The organism is Campylobacter sp. BCW_6465, assembly GCF_001762815.1.
In the GTDB taxonomy this organism is placed as follows: domain Bacteria; phylum Campylobacterota; class Campylobacteria; order Campylobacterales; family Campylobacteraceae; genus Campylobacter_D; species Campylobacter_D jejuni.
The window spans coordinates 1-9,332 of record NZ_MJXN01000089.1 but is presented as its reverse complement, the minus strand read 5'-3'; the positions used below and the strand labels follow the sequence as shown (position 1 = coordinate 9,332).

The window sequence follows — 9,332 nt, the reverse complement described above, 5'->3', positions numbered from 1 at the left end:
AAAGGAGATTTAAATGCAAATAAATAGTTTTGAAGATGTAAATCTTGCACTTAAAAAAGTGGCAGAACTTAGTGTAAAAATAGAAAAGATTAATGGCGAGGTAACTTTAGCTTGTAATGAGATTAAAGAAGCTCGTGCAGGAGAGATTAAGGTTTTAAGTGATGAACTTGGATACATAGAGCAATGTATCACTACTTTTTGTGAAAATAACAAGCATGAATTTGCCGAAAAAAGATCTAAAGAATTTACCTTTGGCAAGATTGGCTATCGCTTAAGTAAAAGTGTATCTTTACCACGTGTGAAAGAAAAACTAGAAAACTTAATCAAAGCCTTTAAAAGTTACAACCTTAATGAATGCATCATTTACAAAGAAGAGCTTAATAAAGATGCCATTGTAGAGCTTGATGATACTACTTTAGTAAAGCTTGGACTTAAAAGAGTTGTAAAGGATAATTTTAGAATAGAGCCAAAGATTGAAAGTTTGGAGATTGAAAATTAAGAGTGGTGCTTCCACTCTAAAAACTTATTTAAAAGCCTATTTTATAGACTTTTAAGCAAGTTTTTAGTAGAATAAAATGTTAAGAAAAAGGATGATTAATGGCAAAAAATGATGACAATCTCATCAAAAAAACTTGTAAAGAATTAGGGCTTACTTATAAACAACTTGGGGAGAAGATCGGGTATAGTGAAGCTACATTAAACAAAAATGCTTCTACTGGAGAAATAAGCAAATCAATAGAGGTAGCCATTAACTTATACCTAGAAACACTTGAGCTCAAAAAGCAATTAAAGCAATTTAATTTACTTAAAGAGATTATTAAGGATATTTCTAAATAATCACTTCTTTAATAAGTGAAATTCTACTAAAAAACTTCTAAAATATATAAAAATATATTGACTTAATTTCTTAAATAAGTTATAATTCTTTCTGTAAGCATATTTAAGAAGCTTACGGAAAGAAGTAAAAAGGAGAAAAAATGAATTTGGAACTCTTTAAAAAAGATGATTTAGAAGTTAGAGTGATAAAGGATGAGAATAACGAGCCTTTATTTTGTTTAAAAGATATATGCGATACCTTAGAGCTTTCAAATATAAGTGTAGTTAAAGAAGCTATAAATATGGAATTTGACAAAGGAGGTAAGTTTAACTTAACCCCTTTGAAAACAAATGGTGGTATGCAAAATTTTATATTTGTAAATGAAAGTGAAGTTTATTTTATTTTAATGAGAAGTGATAAACCTAAAGCAAAAGAATTTAGACTTTGGATAACAAAAGAAGTCCTACCAAGTATTAGAAAAAATGGCAATTATATGCAAAAAGAATTTAGCAAAGAGCTTTACTCTTTACTAAACGATCTAAAACAAGCTAATTGTATCAAAGATAAACTTAAAAATGAAAATGAAAGTTTAAAAGATGAACTTATACAAAATCAAAGAGAGCTTTTAAGCTTTTATAAAAATAAAGATTTAAAAAAAGAAAAGCCTTTTAAACTCTCATCTAACACCATAGATAAGATAAAGTTTTTAAAGACAAAAGGGGAAAGCACTACAAAAATAAGCCAAATATTAGATGTAAGCACTTCTAGCGTTAGAAAATATTCAAAGGATTTTGAATGAAAGATATATTTATTATCGATACTATAGATCAGAGCAAAAGTGAGTTAAAAGGTTTAGTGAATTTAGTTAACGGGCTTGGCTTTTTAAGCAAAGAAATTGTTATAGAAAGCGAAGAATTATTTCTAATAGCAAATTCCTTAGAAAGCATTTATCAAAAACTTTTAAAAATAGAATTTAACAAAGCTCACTAATTAGTGGGCTTGATTAAATTTTTATAAGGAAAAAGATGAGTCCTAAACAAGCAATGCTTAGAAAACAACTTCTAGCTAAAATACACATGCACAAAGAGTATTTATATTATAAAGAAAATAATGCTTGGCAAGATTTTTTAGCTTTAAGATTTGAGGTTTTAAGCTCAAAAGATTTAAGCATAGATGAGCTTAAAATCTTGCTTGATATTTTTGATGGTAAAATTAAAGATGATATAAACTTCGTACCTGATTTTAAGGGTAGATTAATGCTTAAAAAAGCTAGTTCTAATAAACAATTTTTTTATTTAAAAGCTTTATTAAAACAAACAAAAATGCCTATTTTTAGTTTTTACAAACTTTGTAAAAAAACTTTAAAAAAAGATATATACTCTCTTGAAACTCTTAGCAAAAAAGACTGCACTATAATGCTTGTGGTTTTAGAAAAGATTGCTAAAACTAAATAAAATAATTAAAAATAGATATAATCCTTTAAAAGCTTTTTTTAAAGGATTTATTTTGATCTGCCCTAGATGTGCAAATGAAAAAACTAAAGTGTTAAAAACTATAAAATCAGACACCAATGAAAGATTTAGAAGATGTCTTAAGTGCGGATACACTTTTATGTCTATTGAACTTATCAAAGTAGATAATTGGGCAAAATACTATATAAAAGAAACTCAAAAAGGACTTTTTGATGAAGCGCTTTGAATTAAAGGGTCTTGAGAATTTTTTAAAAAAATGTGAAAATCTAGAAAACGAACAAAAGCAGATTATTTTAAAAGAAATAATTGCTGAAACACTTTATAAAGAAAGCAAAGAAAATCTAGAAAAAGAACAAGACTCTAATGCTAAAAAATGGGCACCTTTAAAGCAAAGTACATTAAATTCAAGAAAAGCACAAAAGATCATGCATACTAAAAAGCTTTTTGCAACAGGCTCTATGCAAAGCTCTTTACATAGTGGAGTGGAAAATGATAGAGCTTTTGTAGCACTTAATGCCACCTATAAAGGCTTTGCGTATGCCAGAGTGCATCAATTTGGCTCTAAAAATGTAATAGCAAGACCTTTTTTACCTATCGATGAAAATTTAAATATAAACAAAAGAGTAGCCAGAGCAATGGAAGAAGAAACTAAGGATATGCTTTGGACTTTGTTTAAGCAGACTTTAAAATAAACTTCAATAGACTATGACATTTTATTAAAGGAGTATAAATGCCTAGTTTAGAAGAAATACAAAGTCAAATTTCTGATTTTTCAAATGCTAAAAATATTTTCTCAAGAAAAGAAATTAAAGCTTTACCAGATATTTTATGGGAGAATGAGAAGGTAAAAAAAGCAGCACAAGGCACTTATAATCTTGCTACAGGACTGCTAGTAGCTACTGATAAAAGATTGATTTTTATTGACAAGGGAATATTTAGCTTAAAGGTGGAAACTTTTCTTTATGATAAAATTTCATCTATTGAATATAGTACAGGTTTGATGTTTGGCGAGATAGTTATTTATGCTTCGGGTAATAAGGCTAAAATTAAAAATATGGAAAAAAACGAAACCAAAGAAATGGCTGAATTTGTTAGAGAGTGTACTCAAAATACTGATGCAAATAATCATATATCTACCACTAATAGTGATTTAACCGTAGAATTAGAGAGAATATCAAATCTTAAAGATAAAGGTATTATTACTGAAGAAGAATTTAAAACAATGAAAGAAAAAATTATAGCTAAAATGTAAAACTTGCAAAGTTACTTAAAATCTTATATAATCATTTTAGCAAATAAGTTGTTATGCTCTTATAGTATCATCACGATGTGGCAGTGGGTCATTGGCTATAAGAGTTTAGCCACCTTCTTTTTTGCAAATTTATTATTTTTTATAAACAATTTTTCCTTGACTTAATACTTCTTTAAAATACTTGTCGTTCTCGCTTAAAAACATAGTTTTATTATTGATTTGATTGCCTTTTTGATTTAATACCATTACAAGAGCTTTTACTCCATTATCATAAAAGTATTTAATATAAGTTTTTTTGGTAAAGCCTTTGTAGTAAGGGTCAGTATCCATACTTAATCTAATCTCATCAGGATCTTTTACAAGCTTTGGCAGATAGTCGATATAAAAGTGGCGATTATTCTTTTTTATCTTAGAAATTTGTTTTTTCTTATCATAGAAAAAATCATCATCTAAGCTTATTACATCTCCTATTTTATCAACAAGCAAATCTCCTTTTTTTACATTAAAAGCTTCATAAACCTTATCTATTAATTCTTTATCACTTAAATTTTCATAATCATGTACCTTTGGTAAATTCTCTAAGCTTTCATCTAGGCTTATTCTCGTTTCTTTTGGCATCTGTGAATTCTCTCTTTTATCATAAGCAAAGTTTTTAGAAGCAATGCTTTTTGGATTTTCTAAAATTTTATATTTAGCTCTTGCTTCTTTTTCGCTTACTGCTATGACTTTACATTTACAATTATAATCATTAGGCGGAAAGGATGTTTTCCAAAATGGATCATCTCTGTGTATAGCACAATTGTGCATTTTTTTATGCTCACTTCTTGAATCTTCTAAAAGTGCACATTTATATACCCAGTAAGTTTTATAAGAATAAGTGCTAAGTTGTTTTGCTCTTGCTTTTGCGTAAGCACTTTGCATATTGGTATGATAAATTGTTTTTAAGCGATTTGCATTGATATTTATAGTGCGTTTTTCTCCTGTTTTTGGGTTTGTTATTTCTTTTTTACCATACCAACCTTTACTTGTTAAAAGCTCTTTTAAATTGTTTTTAAACTCATTAAAATTTCTTCCTTCTTTCATAGCTTTTTTTAATTCTTCGTGCAAATCATTTAATACATCTGTTTTCATAATGCCTGCTGCACTAAAAGCGCGATCGTGTGCTTGTTTTTTAATTTCGTGATATTTAAAGCTTATTTTTAAGCCTTTATTTTCTAAATAGCTATAAGCTTCATCTACGCTTTTGTTAAAAATATTACTCATTCTTTACCTTTTTTAACCTTCTTTAACGGCGGAAGTGAATTCCGCCTAAGAAGCAACTAAAGGCTACCCGACCCTTTTGCTAACGCAAAAGCCCCGTTTTGCCTTGACCTACCTATTCACTCATTGCCAGCATCCAAAAGAGCTTGCATGGAAGCAAGAGCGATTTTTTTATCCAGACTTTCTTTTAATTTTTCAAAACTGATATTTGGGTATGCTTTAAAAATTCTTTCTTCTAATTCTTCATAGCTTTGACATTCTTCCCAAAAGGCTTTGATTTTTTCATAAATTTCATCACTTATCTCATCTTCTGCACTTGAGTTTAATTCTATTTTATCCTTGCTAAGACGATTATTTTTTTCTAACATTAAAGAGTTAAATGCGTAATTTTCAGTGCTTACTTCTTTTTTCTTTAAACCTTCAATTCTAAAAGTTTTTGCTAAAAACTCAGCAGGTATCTCATAACCCATACTAGAAATAGTGCTATAAACTCCTGCTAAGTATTGCTCATCGACTTCTTTGTTTGTATCAAAAACAAACTCAAACTCAGCTGGCTTTGCAAAATTAAGTTTTAAAATCTGCTCTAATAATTTTTGTATGCTTTTGCTTAAAAAAAGTGTATCCATTTCACCCACATTAAGACGCACTTCTTCGTGTACATTACCTAAGGCTTGAGTACCATTTTGCACTGCATTTCCTGCTAAAACTTGTCCGCTGATTAATTTTGAAATAGCTTCATCACAATACCTTAAAAAATCTGTAAAAGTAGAAGTAGAAAGCCCTGAGTTTAAAAGCTCGACCATGTCATCTTTGTTAAAAATTCCCACACTTGCACTTCTTAAATTACTAAGTTGCATTAAAAGTTCTTCTATTTCTTTATCGCTGTTTGCATTGGTTGTTTTTGCAATGATAGGTGGCACACTTAAATTATCAAGATAAGAAATGTTTTTACTCATAGCAAGTTGCTTTAAAACCGCAATGCTTACAACATTATAAAAAAGGGATTGTTCTATGAATGAACCTGAATCGCTTGGATGTAAGTGCAAAAATATATCATCACACTCATCCACAAAAAGTTTTTTACTTTCGCTATAAATAAATAGCCTTTCTTTATCATCCATCGAAAAAAATCTCGGACTTATGTATTTTAGTTTTGGAAAAACATTTAAATCTTTTACCTTCCATTCAAGTAAAAAAGCAGCAAAACCATAAACTACTGCAGCACTCATTTCAAAGACGAATTTCCTAAAATCACTTTTTGATATATAATTTTGTAAAAATATTCTTTGAGTCTCGTCTTTACAAGTAATAAACATAGGAAAAGAACACATTTTAAAACGCCTTTTCATTACTTCGCTTGCTATTTGTGGATCAAAGCGTTTAAAATAATCATAAATACTTATAAGTTCACTAAAATTCTCACTATTTAAAGCAGCGATTATGCTATCAAAATCAACACTACTTGCTACGCTTTTTCTTGCTGTTTTATTTAATATTCTCATAAAAATCCTTTTTTAATCTTTCTTTTGCTAAGTATTCTATTGATTGCTTTATAATCTGCATTTGCTGCACTACAAGCGATTCTAAAAGCCATCTCACTTGCATCAAGCAAGTCATCATGTGCTGCTTTTGGATAGGTTAGCATTTCTTCGATAAGTAAATTTGAGTTATTGTCTATTAAAATCGTGCCGTCGTTAATGTAAGGTGCTAAGCTATCGATGCGAAGTTCTTTTGCGACTTTATTTTTAAGCTCACAAATACTTAGAATAATTCCCAGTTTTAAAGCCTCTTCTTTGAGCTTATCTTTGAAAAACTCTTGAAAGGCTATTGTTTCAATGGCTATTTTTACTATTTTTCCTAAGCTTAAGTATTTGATATAAAGCTTTAATATCACATCTATCATCTTGCTAGGAGATATTTTATAGCCACTTGCTTTTAAATGAAATTTATTTTTATCTACTTTTTTAAGCTCAGCAATGGCAAAATAATCGCCTTTTGCCTTACCAAGTGCAGGGTCAATCCCTAAAACCACAAGGTCAAAATCTTGTTCTTTTTCTATGATTTTATACTCGCTAAAAATAGCATTTTCAGTACTTAATGCTTTGTTTTGATATTCGCTAAAAAAACTTTGAGTATCAGCAAAATATTCTTTTAAAATTTCTATTTTGTTTAAATTTTCATCATCTAATTTAAAACCCTTTAAATCGCTTTTTAAAATATTGTTTTTATCGATTAAATCAAGTTTGTCAGGAAAGCTTAGCACGAGCGGAAAATCATAAATTAAAAAGCGTTTATCATCATTTAAACGATTTAAAAGACTATCTTGATGTAAAATAGTTCCAACGACTAAGTATAAATAATTTTCTTGTGTTCTTGCGACTAACTTTAAAATGGCTTTATTAAACCATTTATAAAGTTTATCCCTTTGCGTTTTACTTTCTACATTTTCATCATTTTCTATATCATCACAGATAATTAAATCAGGTCTTTTGCCAAGATAATTCGTTCCTCTTATCTTTTTACCACTACCAAAAGCTTTAATTTTTTTATGTATTTTAAAACTTGTAAAAACTATGGCTTCACTAGTCCATTCATCGCCTAGTTTTATTTCAAAATCATTAATTAATTTAGCATTTTCTTCAAGCTCTGTTTTTAAACTTGCTATACTTTCACTTGCAATGTCTAAAGTAGAAGATATAATTAAAGCATATTGCTTTTTATTACTTAAAAGCGAGTAAAGAGTAAAAAGTCTTACTAAAAGCGTTGTTTTAGCACTTCCACGATAAGCTTTAAAACAAAGATGATTATTTTTCTTTTCTAATTCATCAATATTATCATAGATAAAATTTCTAAAATTAGAGCTTTCTTTTTTGATAAAATTGATATGATGAGGAAAATATTCAAAAACAAAAGCCTTAAAGCCTTGTTTTAAAATCCTATCTCTTCTTAAATTTTTATCTTCTTTATGATTAAATTTTAAAGCCTTTAGCCTTGATTTAATTTCATTTATTTCTAACTTATCCATTTTTGCTTTCTTTTTATTTTCAAATATAGTTTTAAAAAGCTTTAAATTGCGTTTAAAACCTTTTAAAATACAAGGGTCAATATAAAGCCTTACAATTTATCTAATTTTTTATTTATAAGCTTTTCTACAAGTTGCTCAATTTTAAGCAATGCATCTGTCCCCATATAAGCTGCAAAACCACCCACTGCAACGCTAAGCTTTATGCCAAAATTAAGATAATTTACAATTTCAAAAACTAGATATGCTACAAACATAGAACCTAGCATGCCTTTTAAAAAGAGTGTAAATTTACCTTTTAAATTAAGAGCTTTGCTTAATTTATTTTTTGTTACAATTCCTACAAGTCCAGCTATAAAGCTTACTATCATTAAAACCATATATACAAATATATCTTCTAATTTCATTGCTAGTTCCTTGTAAAAATTTCAAATAAATATAATAAAGCTAAAGCAAAGCTTGAAAATAAAAGAGCTATAAGAAGATCTTTTGCAATGCTTTTTTGATTTATCATTTTATTATTTTCTTTCATCTTTCTCTCCTGTGCAAAGCTTGGCTATATTTTCAACTTCTAAGTAATACTTAGAGATTTCTTTAGCACTTTCTAAGTCTTGTTTGTCTAAAGGCTTTAAAGGAAGTTTTAAAGGGCATTTAATAGGAACTTTAACTTCTTTGATTTCAGTTTTAATCAAAATATCTTTAGAAGCACAAGCGCTTAAAAAAACAAAAGGTATAATTAATAGGAAAATTCTCATTTTATCATTCACTTTTTTGCTCCTAAAATATTAAATAATTCTTTATAAGCTTTAAGTTCACTCTCACAGCTTTTATCTTTAATAAAAACCTTATCCACTTTTAAAACTTCTTTTAAAGTCTCTTTGGGCTTTAAATCAAGTTTTAATTTATCAATAGCTTTATTTTGCTGGGCTAATTTATCTTTAAAAACATTGATTTCATTGCTAAAATGCAAAGCTTTAAGTTTTAGATTTTCATTTTCTAAAGCTAAAGCATTGTTTTTTAAATATAAAAAACCACAAAGAGCAATTAGAACAAAAAAAGCTATTTTTGAAGGACTTAAAAACCTTGATAAAATAAAACTAAACACAATCTTTTCCTTATGGATAAGTCCATCTTGCTTTTTTGCCTCTAGTGTCTAAATGCACAAACCCAGCATAAGGATCATTAAAATTATGCTTTATGGCAATCCCTAAACCTCTTTCGCCATAGGTGTTTAAAACATATTGATGAACTTCTTCTGTTTTAACTCCTTTAACCACAAAGTCCGCTGCACTTCCTATAGTGTGTTGGCTTTTAGGGGCTCCACCAACATTTGCATTATGCTCTTTGCAGCGATATCCACTATTTATAATAACAGGAGCATTGTAATGTTCTCTGATTTCACAAAGAATGTCTATAAGCTCATCACTTGGTACATTTTGAGGCAATTCACATTTGCCGCATTTACATTTAAATTCGCTTTCTTTAAAATAAGGGTTATTTTTCATTTTC

At 28.5% G+C, this 9,332-nt stretch carries 16 protein-coding genes; 8 read left to right on the top strand and 8 right to left on the bottom strand.

Going from position 1 to position 9,332, the window contains the following annotated elements; translation table 11 throughout:
• Positions 1–13 precede the first annotated feature (13 nt).
• The 8 genes from AJ886_RS06895 (at position 14) to AJ886_RS06860 (ending at position 3,541) form a co-directional block, all read left to right on the top strand.
• Positions 14–499: a host-nuclease inhibitor Gam family protein gene (locus AJ886_RS06895; RefSeq protein WP_070287444.1), complete on the top strand. Its 486-nt coding sequence runs from the start codon at positions 14–16 to the stop codon at positions 497–499.
• Positions 500–597: 98 nt separating this feature from the next.
• The gene (locus AJ886_RS06890; RefSeq protein ID WP_070287443.1) at positions 598–837 is read left to right on the top strand and encodes a helix-turn-helix domain-containing protein; all 240 of its coding nucleotides are present in this window, start codon (positions 598–600) and stop codon (positions 835–837) included.
• A 140-nt stretch (positions 838–977) separates the two neighbouring features.
• The gene (locus AJ886_RS06885) at positions 978–1,616 is read left to right on the top strand and encodes a Bro-N domain-containing protein (RefSeq protein WP_070287442.1); all 639 of its coding nucleotides are present in this window, start codon (positions 978–980) and stop codon (positions 1,614–1,616) included.
• Positions 1,613–1,807 carry a hypothetical protein gene (locus AJ886_RS06880; RefSeq protein WP_070287441.1) on the top strand — a complete coding sequence of 65 codons (195 nt, stop codon included), beginning with the start codon at positions 1,613–1,615 and terminating at the stop codon, positions 1,805–1,807. Before AJ886_RS06885 ends, AJ886_RS06880 begins: the two co-directional genes overlap by 4 nt.
• Positions 1,808–1,842: 35 nt before the next feature.
• On the top strand, positions 1,843–2,271 hold the full coding sequence (locus tag AJ886_RS06875; RefSeq protein WP_002909839.1) for a hypothetical protein: 429 nt from the start codon (positions 1,843–1,845) through the stop codon (positions 2,269–2,271).
• Between the two features lie 52 nt (positions 2,272–2,323).
• Positions 2,324–2,515 (top strand): hypothetical protein, encoded by a 192-nt coding sequence (locus tag AJ886_RS06870; protein WP_002790256.1) that lies wholly within the window; start codon positions 2,324–2,326, stop codon positions 2,513–2,515.
• On the top strand, positions 2,502–2,981 hold the full coding sequence (locus tag AJ886_RS06865; RefSeq protein ID WP_029588834.1) for a phage virion morphogenesis protein: 480 nt from the start codon (positions 2,502–2,504) through the stop codon (positions 2,979–2,981). The genes AJ886_RS06870 and AJ886_RS06865 overlap by 14 nt, the downstream gene beginning before the upstream one ends.
• 38 nt (positions 2,982–3,019) lie before the next feature.
• Positions 3,020–3,541, top strand: a complete 522-nt coding sequence (locus AJ886_RS06860) for a PH domain-containing protein (RefSeq protein ID WP_052780838.1) — start codon at positions 3,020–3,022, stop codon at positions 3,539–3,541.
• Between the two features lie 132 nt (positions 3,542–3,673).
• On the opposite strand, the gene AJ886_RS06855 is transcribed toward AJ886_RS06860, so the two are convergent.
• The 8 genes from AJ886_RS06855 to AJ886_RS06825 form a co-directional block, all read right to left on the bottom strand.
• Positions 3,674–4,804, bottom strand: a complete 1,131-nt coding sequence (locus AJ886_RS06855) for a phage minor head protein (protein WP_070287440.1) — start codon at positions 4,802–4,804, stop codon at positions 3,674–3,676.
• A 116-nt stretch (positions 4,805–4,920) separates the two neighbouring features.
• Positions 4,921–6,303, bottom strand: a complete 1,383-nt coding sequence (locus AJ886_RS06850; RefSeq protein ID WP_070287439.1) for a DUF935 family protein — start codon at positions 6,301–6,303, stop codon at positions 4,921–4,923.
• Positions 6,300–7,826: a phage terminase large subunit gene (gene terL, locus AJ886_RS06845; protein ID WP_002865465.1), complete on the bottom strand. Its 1,527-nt coding sequence runs from the start codon at positions 7,824–7,826 to the stop codon at positions 6,300–6,302. The genes AJ886_RS06850 and terL overlap by 4 nt, the downstream gene beginning before the upstream one ends.
• A gap of 89 nt (positions 7,827–7,915) precedes the next feature.
• A complete protein-coding gene (locus AJ886_RS06840; protein ID WP_002790261.1) occupies positions 7,916–8,230 on the bottom strand; it encodes a phage holin family protein in 315 nt (104 codons plus the stop codon).
• Positions 8,231–8,232: 2 nt separating this feature from the next.
• Positions 8,233–8,355 carry a hypothetical protein gene (locus AJ886_RS10785; protein ID WP_261662421.1) on the bottom strand — a complete coding sequence of 41 codons (123 nt, stop codon included), beginning with the start codon at positions 8,353–8,355 and terminating at the stop codon, positions 8,233–8,235.
• Entirely contained in the window at positions 8,342–8,590 is a 249-nt protein-coding gene (locus AJ886_RS06835) for a hypothetical protein (RefSeq protein WP_070280988.1), read from the bottom strand. The genes AJ886_RS10785 and AJ886_RS06835 overlap by 14 nt, the downstream gene beginning before the upstream one ends.
• A complete protein-coding gene (locus AJ886_RS06830) occupies positions 8,587–8,928 on the bottom strand; it encodes a hypothetical protein (protein ID WP_002784498.1) in 342 nt (113 codons plus the stop codon). Before AJ886_RS06830 ends, AJ886_RS06835 begins: the two co-directional genes overlap by 4 nt.
• 10 nt (positions 8,929–8,938) lie before the next feature.
• Positions 8,939–9,328 (bottom strand): YcbK family protein, encoded by a 390-nt coding sequence (locus tag AJ886_RS06825; RefSeq protein WP_070287097.1) that lies wholly within the window; start codon positions 9,326–9,328, stop codon positions 8,939–8,941.
• Positions 9,329–9,332 lie beyond the last annotated feature (4 nt).

What these genes read in the sequence shown, in the direction of transcription:
- AJ886_RS06895 (WP_070287444.1), top strand. Translation starts at nt 14, where the DNA reads ATGCAAATAAATAGTTTTGAAGATGTAAATCTTGCACTTAAAAAAGTG.
- AJ886_RS06890 (WP_070287443.1), top strand. Translation starts at nt 598, where the DNA reads ATGGCAAAAAATGATGACAATCTCATCAAAAAAACTTGTAAAGAATTA.
- AJ886_RS06885 (WP_070287442.1), top strand. Translation starts at nt 978, where the DNA reads ATGAATTTGGAACTCTTTAAAAAAGATGATTTAGAAGTTAGAGTGATA.
- AJ886_RS06880 (WP_070287441.1), top strand. Translation starts at nt 1,613, where the DNA reads ATGAAAGATATATTTATTATCGATACTATAGATCAGAGCAAAAGTGAG.
- AJ886_RS06875 (WP_002909839.1), top strand. Translation starts at nt 1,843, where the DNA reads ATGAGTCCTAAACAAGCAATGCTTAGAAAACAACTTCTAGCTAAAATA.
- AJ886_RS06865 (WP_029588834.1), top strand. Translation starts at nt 2,502, where the DNA reads ATGAAGCGCTTTGAATTAAAGGGTCTTGAGAATTTTTTAAAAAAATGT.
- AJ886_RS06860 (WP_052780838.1), top strand. Translation starts at nt 3,020, where the DNA reads ATGCCTAGTTTAGAAGAAATACAAAGTCAAATTTCTGATTTTTCAAAT.
- AJ886_RS06855 (WP_070287440.1), bottom strand. Translation starts at nt 4,804, where the DNA reads ATGAGTAATATTTTTAACAAAAGCGTAGATGAAGCTTATAGCTATTTA.
- AJ886_RS06850 (WP_070287439.1), bottom strand. Translation starts at nt 6,303, where the DNA reads ATGAGAATATTAAATAAAACAGCAAGAAAAAGCGTAGCAAGTAGTGTT.
- terL (WP_002865465.1), bottom strand. Translation starts at nt 7,826, where the DNA reads ATGGATAAGTTAGAAATAAATGAAATTAAATCAAGGCTAAAGGCTTTA.
- AJ886_RS06840 (WP_002790261.1), bottom strand. Translation starts at nt 8,230, where the DNA reads ATGAAATTAGAAGATATATTTGTATATATGGTTTTAATGATAGTAAGC.
- AJ886_RS10785 (WP_261662421.1), bottom strand. Translation starts at nt 8,355, where the DNA reads ATGAAAGAAAATAATAAAATGATAAATCAAAAAAGCATTGCAAAAGAT.
- AJ886_RS06825 (WP_070287097.1), bottom strand. Translation starts at nt 9,328, where the DNA reads ATGAAAAATAACCCTTATTTTAAAGAAAGCGAATTTAAATGTAAATGC.